The 15966-nt window shown below is 60.9% G+C and carries 10 protein-coding genes; 2 read left to right on the forward strand and 8 right to left on the reverse strand.

Annotated features, from left to right (window positions below):
• Positions 1–13: 13 nt before the first annotated feature.
• Genes G485_RS0106090 through G485_RS0106120 form a run of 7 tightly spaced genes read right to left on the reverse strand, consistent with a single transcriptional unit; the run spans position 14 to position 11235 of the window.
• Positions 14–883, reverse strand: coding sequence for a carbohydrate ABC transporter permease (locus G485_RS0106090; protein ID WP_027091826.1), 870 nt, complete (start codon positions 881–883; stop codon positions 14–16).
• The gene (locus G485_RS0106095) at positions 880–3123 is read right to left on the reverse strand and encodes a DUF5696 domain-containing protein (protein WP_027091827.1); all 2244 of its coding nucleotides are present in this window, start codon (positions 3121–3123) and stop codon (positions 880–882) included. The genes G485_RS0106090 and G485_RS0106095 overlap by 4 nt, the downstream gene beginning before the upstream one ends.
• Positions 3120–5354 carry an SMP-30/gluconolactonase/LRE family protein gene (locus G485_RS0106100; RefSeq protein ID WP_035155006.1) on the reverse strand — a complete coding sequence of 745 codons (2235 nt, stop codon included), beginning with the start codon at positions 5352–5354 and terminating at the stop codon, positions 3120–3122. Before G485_RS0106100 ends, G485_RS0106095 begins: the two co-directional genes overlap by 4 nt.
• A 19-nt stretch (positions 5355–5373) precedes the next feature.
• Positions 5374–6222 (reverse strand): carbohydrate ABC transporter permease, encoded by an 849-nt coding sequence (locus G485_RS25315; RefSeq protein WP_084423143.1) that lies wholly within the window; start codon positions 6220–6222, stop codon positions 5374–5376.
• Between the two features lie 2 nt (positions 6223–6224).
• A complete protein-coding gene (locus G485_RS25320; protein WP_338027733.1) occupies positions 6225–7121 on the reverse strand; it encodes a carbohydrate ABC transporter permease in 897 nt (298 codons plus the stop codon).
• Complete coding sequence (locus tag G485_RS0106115; protein ID WP_027091829.1) at positions 7111–10098, reverse strand: extracellular solute-binding protein; 2988 nt, start codon at positions 10096–10098, stop codon at positions 7111–7113. Before G485_RS0106115 ends, G485_RS25320 begins: the two co-directional genes overlap by 11 nt.
• 27 nt (positions 10099–10125) lie before the next feature.
• Positions 10126–11235, reverse strand: coding sequence for an ABC transporter ATP-binding protein (locus tag G485_RS0106120; protein ID WP_027091830.1), 1110 nt, complete (start codon positions 11233–11235; stop codon positions 10126–10128).
• A 658-nt stretch (positions 11236–11893) separates the two neighbouring features.
• On the opposite strand from G485_RS0106120, the gene G485_RS0106125 reads away from it, so the two are divergent.
• Positions 11894–13234 carry an LLM class flavin-dependent oxidoreductase gene (locus G485_RS0106125; RefSeq protein WP_027091831.1) on the forward strand — a complete coding sequence of 447 codons (1341 nt, stop codon included), beginning with the start codon at positions 11894–11896 and terminating at the stop codon, positions 13232–13234.
• A 27-nt stretch (positions 13235–13261) separates the two neighbouring features.
• Positions 13262–14488: an LLM class flavin-dependent oxidoreductase gene (locus tag G485_RS25325; RefSeq protein ID WP_051318061.1), complete on the forward strand. Its 1227-nt coding sequence runs from the start codon at positions 13262–13264 to the stop codon at positions 14486–14488.
• A 720-nt stretch (positions 14489–15208) separates the two neighbouring features.
• On the opposite strand, the gene nfsA is transcribed toward G485_RS25325, so the two are convergent.
• Positions 15209–15964 carry an oxygen-insensitive NADPH nitroreductase gene (nfsA, locus tag G485_RS0106135; RefSeq protein ID WP_027091832.1) on the reverse strand — a complete coding sequence of 252 codons (756 nt, stop codon included), beginning with the start codon at positions 15962–15964 and terminating at the stop codon, positions 15209–15211.
• Between the last annotated feature and the right edge of the window lie 2 nt (positions 15965–15966).

Below are 15966 nucleotides of genomic sequence, written 5' to 3' on the forward strand. Positions count from 1 at the left end.
TTCTCGCCTCCTTCTACCGGCGCGCGCCGGAGAGCGCCTTGTCTACCCGGCTGTAGAGCAGCAGCGTCAAGCCGACGAACAGCAGAATGATCGTAAAGTAGATCCACGCCAGCGCGCTGGAGCTGCCGTAGTTGGTCGTGTTGACCTTGCTCACGATCGGATTCGACGGGAAGGTGAACAGGTCGACGACCGTGTACATCAGATTCAGGAAAATGTAGGGCACGAGTCCCGGCAGCGTAATTTTCCAGAACGTGTTCCACGGCCCGGAGCCGTCGATGCGGGAAGCCTCGTACATCGATGCCGACAGCGTCTGCCGGCCCGCCAGGAAGATCAGAATTTGCACGCCCGAATACCAGAGCACCAGCACGAACGAGCTCATCACCGTCGTGATCGGATCCGCCCATCCCGCCGGCACGTAATCCCGCAGATAGCCGTCAATGTTCAGCGACTGCAGCACCGTGAGCGAGCCTTCCCCCTGATTGATGAATTCCTGCACGATCTGCCCCGACGAGAAGATGACCGGCAGGAAGAAGATGACCCGGAACAGCGTCCTCCCCGGGAACCGCATGTTCAGCAGAATCGCCACCAGCAGCGAGAAGACGAGAATGATCGGAATCATCATGAGCGCCTGCTTCAGGAACGGGATCAGATCCTCATAGAGGAGGCTGCCGTTGGCGATCAGAATTTCTTTGTAATTCTGGAAGCCGAGAAACGTATAGACGACGGAATGGACCGTAATGCGCACCTGGAAAAAGCTCATGTACAGCGAGTAGCCGAGCGGAAAAGCGACGAACGCCAGAAATCCGAACACCCACGGCGCGATGAACAGGGAGCCCTCGATCTTCCGCTGCGTAGCGGCATGAAGCCGGCCTTTTCCCCTCATGGCGTCTCCCCTCCCTTCACGATGGCGAAGTCCTGCGCCGGCACCTTCACGCTGCCGACGTCATACGCCGACTTGCCGTAGTTGACGACGACGCGGTAGCCGCCCTCGTAGATCGTCTCTTTGACCTGCGGAGCCAGCGCGCGGTGGCCGACGATGAATTTGTCCTGCACCGGCGCGAGCGCCTCGTCGGCCTTCCGGTACTCTTCGGTCAGCTCGGGCAGCCAATCCCGGCCGTTCATGCTGTAATACCAGGCGGAATACGCGCCTTTCAGCCGGTCCGACGGCGCCGTCGTGAGCAGGTAAGTCGGGTATGCCCCGTATTCGATCATCCGCAGGAACTCCGTCCGCGACTCGTTGCGCAGGTTCGACCATTGGGACGTATAGGGGATGAGCCCGTGCAGCGCGATTTGTGCGAAAGGCACCGCCTCGTCGGTGAAGATGTCGTAGGAATCGTCGTCCGTCAGCAGCGGGATATGATCGATCAGATCATACGTATAGGCGTTGGCGTTCGACACGGCGACGGAGCCGAGCGTTTGCTTCGTCTGCTCGATCACCTGCCTCTGAATGCCGATCTCATCGGTGCGGCTCCCCCCGTAACGGCTGTTGAAGTCGGTGGTGAGCCGCTCGCCGATGCCGTTCTCGAAGCGGATGCCGTCCGCGCCGAGCTTCTTGAATTCCTTCAGATCGGAGGCCAGCGTCTTGCGGTAGAAGCCGGCGCTGACGAGCTTGGCGCCGTCCGGCGCCTCCAGCACATTCCCCGACAGGTCCCGCACGCCGTCCCGCCGCGACCAGAAGCCGTCGTCTCCGTTGTTGTTCTCCGTATAATTGGCGGTCAGGTAGACGGGAATGCCGAGCGTATGCGCGAAGTCGATGAACGCCTTCATCCCCTTGCTGCCCCCGATCCGCGAATCGACGGGAAAATAACCGCCCTGCGTGCTGTAGCCGTCCTGCTGCCAGCCCGCGTACTGCACGACGATCCGATGAATGCCTTGATCGTAAATCTCTTGCAGCAGCCCCTTCGCCTCCGAGGTCGGCGTGGCCGTCATGTAGTCGTCCAGCAGCAGCCCTTTGCGAATGTCGCCGCCCATCAGATCCAGGTAGAACGGGATGTCGGACGGAACGTTCGCCAGCCGCTGCACCTTCTGTTCCTTCATTAGATAGTTGCGGTAGACGCTGGCCATCCCGACGTAGCCGCTGTCTTCGCCGCTGAGCGGATAGTAGCGTACGGAACGGCGCGGGGATTCGAAGCGGTCCTCGCCGTACGTGTAGAAGCCCGCGTTCGTGCTGCGGCTGACGCTCTGGAAAAATCGCTTCCGGTACTGCCACTCCGCCGTGACCCAGTTGGACGTTCCGATCGCGCCGGACGGCGCCGCGAACACTTTGGCGAAGGCCGCCCCGTCCGTCACCACCGCCAGAAACCCTTGATCGCCGGACTTGAGTCCGAATACCGGCAGCAAGATGCGCTGTCTGTTCGGATCGTCCAGGTAGAAGGCCGCGTCGTCGCCGAAAATGCTGTAATTGTAGACCGATTGCGGCAGAATCCGCCCGGACTTGAAGCGGATCAGCGAGCCGGAGCCGTCCGGCACGAACAGATAGCCGTCCTGTCCCTTCGTCGCCTGCCCGCCGAACAGCGGGTACAGCTTGACATTCAGCAAGCTGTTGTCTCCTTCGGCAAGCCCCTGATCCAACAGCGCCGTCTCTACGTAATCGTCGTGCAGCGTCACCTCCACCGGCAGCTTGAAGCCTCCCGCCGGAAGCACGAACGTCGCGGTGAAGCCGTCCGGCTTCGTCTGGAAGTTCTCTACATAACCTTTCTCATCGACAAGCCCCACCGTCTTCGAGGCCGCCTTGTAGTTCGACAGATTCGCGTACTCGACAATGACGGGCGAGAGCAGATTGTTTTTCCAGACGCCGGTCAGCTGCTCTTGCTTCCAGTCCTCCGGATCCGGATAAGAACGCCAGACTTGCCCGGTCGTCTTGCTGACGACCTGGAAGTGCGCCGTCGCCGGATCGGCCAGAAGCGTCAGCGACGCCGATTCCGCCGCCTTGCGGAAGCTTCCCTCGTTCGGCAGCTGCGGCCGGAACAGCGCGGCGCCCGCCGGTGTCTCGATCGCGGCCGACGCGGCGGCCTCTTCGGTGCCCGGCGTCTGGGCGACCCGGAGCGCGAGCCAGCCGATTGCCGCCAGTACGATGGCTCCGGCCAGAAGAGGAACGATGCGGCGCCAAGGCCATCGGTTCATCGGATCGCCACCTCCTGGTAGATGGAATAGATAAAGTCGATCAGTTCGCCGCTCAGGCTGACGAAGATAAAGATCAGCACCGCGATCATCGCCAGCGTCAGCAGCGAGAACAGCATGTTCAGCAGCGCTTCGCCGACGTTGTAGTTTTGAATGCCCTGCACCATCCAGAAAAATTGCAGCGCCGTCCAGACGAGCATCGCCAGCTGCAGGAAGTCGAAGATCGGCTTCTCGCTCAGCGTCAGCGCATGCGACAGAATCGTCAGCGGAACGCCGAGGGCAATGATCGGCAGCAGCGCGTAACAGCTGCCGTAGAACACGTCGCGGAAGCGGCCTTCGCCCCGCATGAGCGAACTGACCAGATAGTTCGAGACGACCCAGCCGAGCCAGATGCCCGCGAATTGCACGAGCAGCGGTCCCAGATTGACCCCTTTGTATACGGCGGTGTTAAACGTGAAGCTCGTCCCCGCCTCGATCCACGAGAACGAGGCGACGGCGGCCGCCAGCACAATCAGGCTGCTGACCGCCCCGGCCTTGCCCTGATAGCGGATGGCGTGATAGCCGTCGATCGGATGCTTCACCAGGTAGCGGACGTGATTGAGCTGCAGGATCAGCTTGTGCCGCGGCCGCAGCCGCTCCCGCAGGCGGTCCCGCCATTCCCGGTTGCGCGTGAAGCGGTGGAGCAGGAAGGCCGCGAGCAGCACGCCGATCGCCAGATCCATCCAGAATGCGAAGTGCCGCTGGAACCAGACGAGCCGGAGCTGCCAGAAGGCGTCGGAATAGCCTTTGTTCACGCCCGCCTTGTAGAACAGCTCCTTCGCCCGCGAGTAGTCCTCGCGTTCGTAGGCGGCTTTGGCTAGGCCGATCAGCGCCGGCGTGTAGTAGGCGTTCTGCCGGTACACCTCCGCCCAGAGCGGCTCGCTCTCCGCATAGCGGCCGTCGCGGGTCAGGCTGTTCGCCTGATGAACCAGCGAGCCGAACTCGGTCAGCTGCAGCCGCTGAATGAGGCCGTTCACGCTGTCGAGCACGAGCAGATCGCCGTCTGCGGTCGTCGCGATCGCGGCTGGCGTGTCGACGATGCCGAGCTTCGGGGAGCCTTCGGCGTGCGTGCCGTTCCAGAAGAAGAGCAGGCTGCCGTCGCCGTCATACTGACTGATCGTGCCGGTGACCGCGTCGATCACCGTGAAGTTGCCGTCACGGTCGACGGCGATATCCTGCAGTTGAACCGCCGGCACCCAAGCGGGCGCCGCCGGCGCGACGCTCGAGGAGGACGAAGCGGACGAGGATGTCGTCTGCACCGGAGCGGGCGGCGACAGGTCGCCGTAATATTCGCCGAACTGCTTTTTCTTTTTCTTCTTGACTTCGAATTCGCCCCCGGTCTCGAGCTGATTGAGGCCGGCGATGTTGAACTTCTTGACCTGCTCGTTGCGGATGTCCTTCGTCACGGTGTAGATGAAGCCGTCGTCGTCGATCGCGGTATTGACGATCGCCCCCGGCAGCTTGCTCAGCTCGCGCTGGTACATCCGCCGCGTATACACGAGCCGCTTGAAGGCATCGAATAGCGTGAAGGCGACCTTGTTGGCGCCGAAGAACGTCTGGAAGCGGCCTTCCGGGTCCAGCTCCAGCAGCCCTTGGAACGCGCCGAGCGTCGTCACGTACAGGAATCCGCGTTTGTCCACGACCAGCTTCGTCGGCTGGTACTGGAACGAATCCGGCAGATAGCTCGATTCCGGACGGCCGTATTCGCGCAGCAGCCTGCCCTCCGGGTCCAGCTTGACGACGCGCCGGTTGCCGGTGTCGGCCACGTAAATGTCGCCGTTATCGTCCACGAACAGTCCGCTCGGGCTGCTGAGCGGGCTCTCCTTCACCGCAAACGTTGCGAGCAGGTTCCCCTGCCGATCCAGCTTCACGATCCGGTTGTTGCCCGTGTCCGCAATGTAGATCCGGTCCTGCCGGTCGACGAACAGGTCCTGCGGCTGGCTCAGTCCGGCGGGAAGCGGCTCCTCGCCGGCCGCGGCCTGCCCGCTGTCCGCACTCTCGCCGCCGGCTCCCAGATTAAAGCCGATCACGCCGGCCGGCCGGTAAGCGGACTGAATTTGCATATATTGCTGATAGGCGTCTTTGTAATAGGTCGCATAAGGGGAATATGCGTCCGCCGCGGCCGGCTTCAGCGCCGCTGTCAAAGCCGCCGCCAGAACCGCCGCCGAGACGCGCAACCACCACCGACTGTTCATGCTGCGCCCTCCCCTTGTCTCATTTGATGCCGGAATGGGCCATCGTATCGATGACTTTCCGCTGCAGAAGGATAAAGAACACGAGATTGGGCAGGAGCACAATCAGCGTCGCCACCGCCGCCGCTCCCTGACGGGCGACATTGTTGGCCAGGTTGCTCGTCAGCGTCGACAGGAAGAACGGGAACGTCTTCATGTCGTCGTCCTGCATAAAATAGGCGGATGTCTCCAGATTGCTCCACGAGCCTTGGAAGGCCAGAATGGCGACCGTCGCGACGGCCGGCATGCAGACCGGCACGGCGATCTTCAGGAACAGCCCGAATTCGGTCGCGCCGTCGATGCGCGCCGCTTCGAGCAGCGAATTCGGAATCTGCTCCATGAACTGCTTGAGCAGGAAGACGCCGACCGGCAGCGCAAGCAGCGGCAGGATGTGGCCCGGATACGTGTTCATCAGCCCCAGGCGGCTGACGACCAGGTAGCGCGGAATCTGCACCACCTCCGGCGCGAACATCAGCATCAGCACGATCGTCGAGAAGACGAGCTGCCGGCCGGGGAACGGATGCTTGGCGAGCGCGTAGCCGCACATCGCGCTGATGATCGTCGACAGCACGACCGTCAGCGCGGAGACGACGATGCTGTTGAACAGGTAGCGCGAGAGCGGAATGAGCGAATTCGACGTCACCTGCATCAGCTCGACAAAGTTCTGCGTCGTCGGATGCTTCACCAGAAATTCGGGCGGATAGACGAACAACTCGTCGTACGGCTTGAACGCATGGCTGATGATAAAGACGATCGGCAGCAGCATGAACGCCGCGAAGAGCAGCATCAGGACGACAAACGATATGCGCGACAGCGAAAAACGGAGTCTCATGCCTATTCATCCCTCGTTCCGAACAATCTCCAGCTCAGCCGGTTGGAAGCGTACATCAGCAGCAGGAGAAAGACCGAAATCGCGGCGGCGTAACCCATCTCGTAACGAATGAAGCCGAAGTCGTGAATGTGGTTGACGATCAGGTTGCCCCCGTACTGCGGCGTCGGATTCTGCCCCGACAGCTCCACGCCGATCTGCCCGGTCTTCAGCGTCGTGACGATGGCCATGACGCAGCCGAACAGCATTTGCGGCTTCATCGAAGGGATGGTCAAATACCAGACCTCCTGCAGCCGGCTGCGGATGCCGTCGATGCGGCCGGCCTCGTACAGCTGCGGGTCGACGTTGAGAATGCCCGCCAGCATCGCCAGAAAGCCGACGCCCATGCTCGACCAGAGCGAGACGACGATCATCGAGCCCATGAGCAGATGCGGATCGGTCACCCACAGCTTCGGAACGGAGATCAGGCCCTGGTTCAGCAAGAAGCTGTTCAAATAGCCGATGCGGTCGCCCGACAGCAGCGGCAGCCAGATGATCGTCATCGCCGTGCCGGCCGTCAGCGACGGCGCGTAGACGGCCAGCGCCACCCACTTGCGCAGCCGCTTGCCGAGCAGGGAGATGAGCCAGGCCAGAACGAATCCCGCCGCGTAGCCGCCCGGTCCGACGACGATGGCGAACTTGAACGTGTTCGGCAGCGCGTACTGCAGGAACAGCAGATCCTGAGAGATCAAATATTGGAAGTTGCTCCAGCCGATGAACCGCGGCGGTTCGATCCCGTTGTAGTACGTAAAGCTGAGCCCCGCCGTCATGACGACCGGAATGACGATAAAGGCCAGGAAGACGAGCATGAACGGAGCGATGAACAGATACGAGACGCGATATGACCAGATTCTACTCCACATAAGGATCGATTCCTTCCCACGGCTTGCGGATCACCGGAATGTCCAGCCGCTTCAACCGGTTGCCGCCGGCGTCGACGAAGCCGAATTCCTGCTGCTTGCGGCGAAGCTCCCGGTTGATGTCACGGTTGGCTTGCTCCAGAGAAGCGCGGTAGTTGACCTTGCTCACGACCGTCCGGTTCCAGGCGTTGTTCAGCTCTCTCGTCAGGAAGTAGCCGCCGGGCACGTTCGGAATGTCTTTGTACCAGCGCCACTGCTCGAGAATGACGCGGGCGTCCTCCTTCTTCCAGGGAAGCCGGGAGAACGCTTCGACATTGGCCGTGTTCCAACGGAAGGCGACGCCGTTGATCGCCTCCAGATCCTCTCCGAACGCCTGCTGGACATCGGCCGACGTCCACCATTGCAGGAACCGCCACGCTTCGTCCTTCTTGTTCGAGCGCTTGAACATGACGTCCGTCTGCTGGCCTCCGCCCGCCCAATGGGTGACCGTCCCGTCCGCCTGGCGGACGCCGGGGATCACCGCGATGCCCCAGCGGCCGTTCAGTTCGGGCGCGGCCGCGGCCAGCTGCACGTACGTGTTGTAGTCGGAGATGCCGATCGGCATCGTGCCGTCGCGGAAGTGCTCGTAGAAGCTCGGCACCTGCTGCTCGACGGCGTACGTCGTGAACAGATCCGTCCACCGCTTGAACGCGCTGAACGCCGCGGGCGTGTCGAGCGCCGTCTTCAAGCCGTCCTGATCGTAAAACTCGACATTGTTGTTGTAGAAATATTGCGAGAATTGCGTCGGATCGACATAGAAGTTCATCGCGTTCTGCTGCAGCGTCGGCAGCATCGCGTACACGTCGTCCCACGTCTGAGGCACCTTCAGGCCGAGGCGGTCCAGAATGTCCTGACGGTAGAAGAGCACTTGGAACGACTGCGTCTCCGGCAGCGCGTAATAGCCGCCGTCGTAATACAGCGGGAGCCAGGAGCCCGGGCTGAACCGTTTGTACGTGTCGTCGAAGCCGCTCATCTCCGACAGATCCTGCAGGCTGCCGCGAATGGCCAGGTCGACCGGCATATCCTGCGTCAATCCGAGCGCAAGGTCGGGTTGAACGCCGGCCGCGTTGGACAGCAGCAGCAGCTCCTGATTGGCGATCAGGTTCACCTTGACCTGAATGCCGGTGGCTGGCGTAAACTCTTCGTCCGCCAGCTGCTGCAGCTGGTCGACGTAGTCGCGGCCGCGCCGCACCCAGACGTTCAGCTTCGTGTCGTCCGTCTTCGCGATGCTGTCCCGGCTGTTGAACGAATAGGCGAAGTTTTGCAGACTGCCGGTCACCCGGTTCCAGATGGACGCCTTCATGCTCGGGAACTTGGCGTCCTTCGGCGCGATATACAGCTCGTCGAGCTGCAGCGCCTGATCCAGCAGCGAGTCGGCTGACACATTCAGCTTCTCTCGGATCGCCGTAATCTCGTCCGTGTTGTACGGAATATCCTCCGGTTTCTTTAGAATCGTACGGATGTCCTTGGCGCCCGCCTTCAGCGCTTGACTGACGGCGTCCGAACCGCCGTTGATCCGCACGGAATCGTCCGCCAGCCGATCCATTCGTTCCGCCAGCTCCTGCAGCTTGCCGGGCAGCTCCGGATAATCCCGCTCCGGCACCCACGTCCGGTTGCGGTCGATGACCGCTCCGACTAGCCCGCGAAGGTCCCAGTTCACGGAATCGAGATCGTCGGACAGATGCTGAATCCCTTCCAGCACCGGTTGCACGGGTGCATGGGTGACCGCCAGCGAGATTTGGTGCGTCCCCTTTGTCAGATAAACCAGATAGGGTTTGCCGTCGCCGTCGGCGATCACCTTGCCCTTCCAACTCGCGGTATAGGGAAATGCGTAGGCTTCGAATTCCCGGAACGGCACCCGGCCGTCGATCCGGATCGTGCGGAACGACGTCTTCTGCGACACGAGATTTTGCAGCATGCGGAACGCGAACTTGTACTCGCCGTCGGCCGGCACCTCGAACGTCCACGTGATTTCCTGATTTTGTTCCACCCATCTTGTCCCGCCGACGGTGTTGTAGGTAATTCTCCCTTTCGCGCGGGGCACGCTGCGCGGATCCCGGTCCGAGAACAGCTTGATGGCGGTGTCGTTCTTGTATGTAAAATCTTCGGCCTGGATTGTCTGCGCTTTGCCTTGCGACCGCTGCGCTTCCGGCGTCTGCTCCGGATACCCGGCGGAGACTTCGGCATAGGATGCAACCGGCTTGCTCGGCGCCAGATCGAACCGCTCCAGCGCAACGGGCTCGTTGCCGGAGAAGCGAATGACATGCTTGCCCTGCGTGAAATACCATTGCAGCGGTTCGGAATAACCGCCGGCCGCGTCGAGCAGCGGCTTCACGCTCCAATCCGACACCTCTTCGGAGCGCGGCCGGATCTGGTCGCCGTCGGCATTCTTCAGGATTGGACGATCGTCCTTCCAGAGACGGTACAGCGCGGTTGAGGAAGATTCTTCGAACTGGCGCTCCCCGTCGATCGAGACGTCCCACAGAATCGGTCCCGTGCCTTCTCCGGCGATCGGTTCGTAGGAGACGTCGATCTCGTACAGTGCGCTCTCCGGCACGCTCGCCTCGTACTCCACCCAGTTCTCGTTCGAGGAGCGCCACAGCAGCACTCCCGACTTGCCCGCGTAGTCGCCGATCGTCAGCTTCGCGGCATCCGAGACGCGATGCGGCTGCCCCGCGTCGACCGACACCGTCTGCCGGGCGCCGGCGATCCCCTTCGCTTGCCACTCGAGCTTCTTATCCGCATAAGAGGGATCCCTATGGATGGAAGTCTCCGAAGGAGCAACGGCGGCCTGCGCCTGCCGGACGGACCCCGCCGCGGCATCGCCGCCCGTATCCGCTGGGCCGCCGGATTCGGAGAAGCCGAGCTGCGACGGAATGACGAAGATCAGAGCGGCGGCCGGGACAAGAGCGCAAGCTTTCTGCCACAATCGAATATTCAATGTTGTCCTCTCCTTCCAGACGGAGGTCTAGTCCGCGAACCTCACGCCGGTGTCCGGGTGGAAAAACAGCATTTTCAGCGAGTCGATGCCGAGACGGACTTTGTCGCCGGGTTCGAAGCGGACGGAAGGACTGACGCGGGCCGTGAGCAGCTGATCCTGGCCGATGTCGAGGTAGATGAACCGGTCGGCGCCCATCAGCTCCGTGAACCGGTACGTTCCGGTGACGACCGCGTCGGAGAACAGCGCTTCGAGGCTGATGTTCTCGGGACGGATGCCGAGCAGCACCTGCCGATTCACCTGCCCGTGCTTGCGCAGCAGCTCGGCGTTCGACTCGTGAATTGCGATGCGCAGCCGCGAGGTGAGGAATTCAAGCCCTCCGAGCGCATTCTCCTGGATGCGGCCGCTAATCAGATTGATCTGCGGCGAACCGATAAAACTGGCCACGAACGTATTGCTCGGCAGCGTATAGATGCGCTCCGGCGTATCGATCTGCTGGATAACGCCTTCCTTCATGACGACGATTCGGTCGGCCATCGTCATCGCCTCCACTTGATCGTGCGTCACATAGATGAAAGTCGTCTCCAGGCTCTGATGCAGCTTGATGATCTCCATCCGCATCGCAACCCGCAGCTTGGCGTCCAGGTTCGACAGCGGTTCGTCCATCAGGAACAACTTCGGATTGCGCACGATCGCCCGGCCGATCGCCACGCGCTGCCGCTGGCCGCCCGACAGCTGACGGGGCTTGCGGTGCAGGTAGGATTCAATCTCCAGAATGCGGGACGCCTTCTTGACGGCAAGCTCGATCTCGTATTTGGGCAGCTTGCGCATGCGCAGCCCGAAGGCGATATTTTCAAAGACGCTCATGTTCGGGTACAGCGCGTAGTTCTGGAACACCATGGAGATGTCGCGGTCCTTCGGGGGCAAATGGTTGACCAGTTGATCGTCGATATAAATCTCGCCTTCCGTAATGTCCTCCAGCCCGGCGATCATGCGCAGCATGGTCGATTTGCCGCAGCCGGACGGACCGACGAACACGATAAATTCCTTGTCTCGGATCTCCAAGTTGAAATCCTTCACGACCGGATGTTTGTCCTTGCCGTAGCGCTTATAAATGTGGTCGATTCGAATATTCGCCATAGAATTCCGCTATCTCCCTTGTCGTCCACGACGCAAAAAAAACGGAGACGCTCGGCGGGATTTAAGGGAATCCCTGCCGAATGTCTCCGTTCGAACGGTCGCTTGTCGTTATTGCGGCCTTGCGGCCGGTGGAAACGAATTCCTAATAAAACCGATTAACTTGGTCTGCTTTATGATCGGGTCTTACTATAACAATCCCTTTTCCCATTTGTCAACCAATGATTTTAATTTTTGTCGTTCGTCCGTGATCATGTCAGCCCGTAACTGTTCTGAGATCATGTCACTATGGGACAGGAGAGAATGATATTGACAAACGCTGAGTGGGATGGCCATATGACGAATCTGAAGCGAGCGCAGAAGCCGGAGTATCGGCCGAAGGCGAAAAAGAAATAGGCGGGCGCTGCGCCGCCACGCAAACCCGCCGCCGGTCACCTTGGAGAAGGGCGCACCGCGGATTTTAATTTTTTGTAAGGTGATTGACGAATCCGTCGACATCCGTTAATATGCGGGTAAACGGATTGGTTTACATATAAATTGGTCCAGATACCGGTCAACCGGATTCATGGCGTTGCCGCCACGGGTCCGGTTTTTTGCCGTCTCCCGGGCATGTTGCAAGCCGATGGTCCGTACCATGCACAAACCGAAGGAGAGATGTAAAGTGGGAAAGAAGCGGAAACAGGTTCATTTTAACGTATTTATCCGCGGAGCCGGCCACCATGCGGGCGCATGGAAGCACCCGCTGGTCAATCCGCATACCGATCTGGATCTGGAGCATTACGCGAATCTGGCCGCCATCGCGGAACGCGGACTGTTCGATTCGCTGTTCATGGCCGACAACTACTCGGGCCTTGGACGCCGGCTGGAGCCGTTCACGCTGCTGTCTGCGCTGGCGGGGCTGACGAAGCACGTTGGCTTCATCGCCACGGTCAGCACCACCTACAACGATCCGTACCATGTCGCCAGGAAGTTCGCCTCGCTCGACCACATCAGCAAAGGACGCGCTGGCTGGAACATCGTCACCGGCCATTCGCAGGAGGACGCGGACAACTTCGGCAAGCCCGGCCATCCCGAACATTCCACGCGCTACGACATCGGCACCGAATTCATCGAGGTGACGAAGCAGCTGTGGGACAGCTGGGAGGAAGACGCTCTCGTATACGACCGCGACAACGGAGTGATGATCGATAACAGCAAGGTGCACGAAATCAACTTCAAGGGCAAATACTTCAACGTCAAAGGCCCGCTCAACATTCCCCGGCCGCCGCAAGGCTATCCCGTTCTCGTTCAGGCCGGCTCGTCGGAGAGCGGCAAGGAGCTGGCGGCGCGCGCGGCGGAAGTGATCTTCACCGCGCAGCAGACGCTGGGCGCGGCCCAGGAGTTCTACAATGACGTCAAATCGCGGCTCATCCGCTACGGCCGAACACCGAACGAGCTGCTCATTATGCCGGGTCTCAGCCCGATCGTCGCGGATACCGAAGCCGAGGCGCGCGACCTGCAGGAGGAGCTCGATTCGCTCGTGGATGCGAAGCGTTCGCTGAAGCGGCTGTCGAACTACTTCACCGTCGATCTCTCCGAATACGATCTGGACGATCCGGTGCCGGTTGAGAAGTCGAAGCCTTACGGCTTCTCGCAGAACGGCATTACGAGCCGCCACGAGGCTGTCGTCGATGCGGCGATCCGCGACAAGATGACGATCCGCCAGTTCCTGAGCCGCAGCTACGCGGGTCACGGCCATGTCTCGTACACCGGCTCGGTGCTGCAGGTCGCCGACTTCATCGAGAAGTGGGTGACCGAGAACGGCGCCGACGGCTTCAACATTCTGCCGCCGCTGTTCCCGAGCAGCCTCGAGACCTTCGTCGACAAGGTCGTTCCCGAGCTGCAGAACCGCGGGCTCTTCCGCACCGAATACGAAGGAACGACCTTGCGCGACCGTCTCGGCCTGACGCGGCCCGAGAACCAGCACAAGCAAATCTGGGCGCTGAACCGTGAGGCCAATTAACCGAACCGTTCGAACGGAGTGAAGCAGATGGCAGATTACCAATCAGAAGATATCGAGTTCGGCTGGTACATGCCCACGCGGGGAGACGGGCCTTATATCGGCGTCGAATCCGAACGGGTGGTGGACACCGCGTACATGATCCGGGTCGCTCAAGCGGTGGAGGAAGCGGGCTATACGTTCGGCCTGATTCCGACCGGCGGCACTTGCGCCGACGCCTGGATCATGGGCGCCACGTTGGCCGCCCACACCCGCGTGTTCAAGCCGCTGATCGCCATGCGGCCGGGGCTGATCGCCCCCGCCCTGGCGGCGCGCATGGGTGCGACCTTGGACGAGGTGACAGGGGGACGGGCGCTCTTCAACATCGTCACCGGCAGCTCGCCTGACGACATGCGATCGATGGGCGATCCGCTCGCCGATGACAAGGAAGCCCGCTACGAACGCACGCTTGAGTACATCCGAATCGTGCGCGAGCTGTGGATCCGCTCGCACGGCGCGGAAGGCCGCCGGCTGCTCGCCGGCGGCAATCTGGCGGCCGGCAATGCGGAACAGGCGGCGCCGACGCTCGACTATCAGGGCAAATACTTCTCCCTCGAAGGAGGTAAGAGCTATCCTCCGCCCGTACAACGGCCGCATCCCCCTTTCTACTTCGGCGGAAGCTCGGCGGCGGCCCAGCGCACGGCGGCAGCGATCGCCGACGTGTATCTGATGTGGGCGGAGCCGGTCGACTGGATTCGCGAGCAGATCGCGGAGGTCGAGCGGCACCGCGAGGAGCTGCGGCGAACGGAGGGAACCGAGCGCCGCATCCGTTACGGCCTGCGGGCGCAAGTCGTCATCCGCGACACCGAGGAGGAAGCGTGGGCAGCCGCTTGGCGCATTATCAGCAAGGTTGACCGCAGAGCGCTGGAAGCGTCGGAGCTCCAGTTCGCGTCCTCGCCGTCGGTCGGCCAACAGCGGCAGAATCAAGTCCGCGAGTTGGCCAAAGCGAACGATTACATCATCGGCCCCAACTTCTGGGCCGGCCTGTCCGCCATCCGGGGCGGGGGCGCCATGGCGTTCGTCGGCACGCCCGACCAGGTTGCGGACCGATTGCTTGAATACGTCGACATCGGTATCTCTTCCTTTATTCTGTCCGGCTATCCGAACCTGGAGGAAGCGACGATCTCCGGCCGGCTCATCCCCGTCTTCCGCCGCAAGTTCGCAGAGCGTCTCGCGAATCAGCGAGGCAGCGGCCAAGCCAGTCCGGCAGCGACATAAAGAGGGCGCGGCTCTACGGCGCACGGGGCTGTCCCCGAAGGTTTTGAAGACCTGGGGACGGCCCTTCTTTATGGCAAAGCCGCGAAGAGTTGCTGCAGTAGGCCGCCTGTTCTTCCGAGGGAGCAAGATCCTGGCTTCAAATCGATTTTCGATCTTGCAGCTCGCAATCGCGCCGAAACCCCGACCACAACACGCCGCTGTTAGATCGAAAATCGCACCAGCTTTGCATACAAACTTTAGATACTCGTCCACGAGACTTTATGGGGATGTTTATTCCGTCTACAGTCCCCTTTTTTATTCGTGTGGGTACTCCGATTCCAATCTTAGGATTACCTTCGCTCTTACGGACCCTTGATCCGCTATTTCATGTCTGGAGGCCTATCTAAGCTATGGAACGGACAGAGGATCCGCTATTGGCTTCAATCCGTGCCTCCATCGCGGAAAATCCGACGCATAGCGGAACCAGGGTCCGTTAAAATATCAAAAACGCGTTTTTTAGACAAATAACGGCCCTGTGTCCGTTAGCGTTCGGAATTCTGCTAGGTCACACTCCATGCAGCCCTAAAGATGCCGAAGACGTGTTTGCTTGTGGAAGAACCCTGATTTTGTTATGCAAAGCTAGTGCGAAAATCGATCTTGCAGCCGGGGCCGCGGTGCGATTACGAGTTGTAAGATCGAAAATCGATCTTACAGCAATTGTTCGGCCGAACGCAACTGATCTTATTGGAAGCGGAAGCCTTGACCTTCGATAAAATCCCGCAAGTGATAACGCAAGCGTTCCTTGCGGAAGCGCGAGGCCATCTCCTTGGACCAGTAAGTGTCCTTGATGCCGCCCGTACGACCGGCGTAATACTGCCTTGTCGCGTCGTCATACGCACGAATGCCGTCGGCGAAAGCGTCCGTCCGGTAAGTCTCCGCGTGGTAGACGGTTTGAACGGGCAAACGAGGCCGGAGCGTCGGCTCCTGGTCCGGCACGCCGATGCACATGCCGAAGACCGGATAGACGAGCCGCGGCAGCCCGATCAGCTCGGCCGCACGCTTCGGGTTGTTTCGGATTCCGCCGATATAGACCGTCCCCAGTCCGAGCGCTTCCGCCGCTATCGTCGCATTCTGTGCCGCCAGCGTTGCGTCGATCGTGGCGAGCAGGAACGTCTCAACGTTCTGATCGAGTTCAAGCTCCGGATTGTTCTCCTGCAGCCGGATCGCCGTCTGCAGCCGGTTCAGGTCCGCACACCAGACCAGGAAAATGCCGCTCTCCTCGATGTGCTTCTGACCGCCGGCGAGCTCCGCGAACTGCCGCTTCGTCTCGGGATTGCGGACGCCGACGACGCTGTACGCCTGAATGTTGGAGGAAGTCGGCGCGGATTGGGCCGACGCCAGAATTTGCGCCAGTTGCTCCTCCGTCACCGGTTCCGGCTTAAACTTGCGAACGGAGCGATGCGACTGCAAGTGCTCGATAATGTCCAGTTTGCTCATGG

Source organism: Cohnella thermotolerans DSM 17683 (genome assembly GCF_000429825.1).
In the GTDB taxonomy this organism is placed as follows: Bacteria; Bacillota; Bacilli; order Paenibacillales; family Paenibacillaceae; genus Cohnella; species Cohnella thermotolerans.

What these genes read in the sequence shown, in the direction of transcription:
- G485_RS0106090 (WP_027091826.1), bottom strand. Translation starts at nt 883, where the DNA reads ATGAGGGGAAAAGGCCGGCTTCATGCCGCTACGCAGCGGAAGATCGAG.
- G485_RS25320 (WP_338027733.1), bottom strand. Translation starts at nt 7,121, where the DNA reads ATGTGGAGTAGAATCTGGTCATATCGCGTCTCGTATCTGTTCATCGCT.
- G485_RS25315 (WP_084423143.1), bottom strand. Translation starts at nt 6,222, where the DNA reads ATGAGACTCCGTTTTTCGCTGTCGCGCATATCGTTTGTCGTCCTGATG.
- G485_RS0106100 (WP_035155006.1), bottom strand. Translation starts at nt 5,354, where the DNA reads ATGAACAGTCGGTGGTGGTTGCGCGTCTCGGCGGCGGTTCTGGCGGCG.
- G485_RS25325 (WP_051318061.1), top strand. Translation starts at nt 13,262, where the DNA reads ATGGCAGATTACCAATCAGAAGATATCGAGTTCGGCTGGTACATGCCC.
- nfsA (WP_027091832.1), bottom strand. Translation starts at nt 15,964, where the DNA reads ATGAGCAAACTGGACATTATCGAGCACTTGCAGTCGCATCGCTCCGTT.
- G485_RS0106095 (WP_027091827.1), bottom strand. Translation starts at nt 3,123, where the DNA reads ATGAACCGATGGCCTTGGCGCCGCATCGTTCCTCTTCTGGCCGGAGCC.
- G485_RS0106120 (WP_027091830.1), bottom strand. Translation starts at nt 11,235, where the DNA reads ATGGCGAATATTCGAATCGACCACATTTATAAGCGCTACGGCAAGGAC.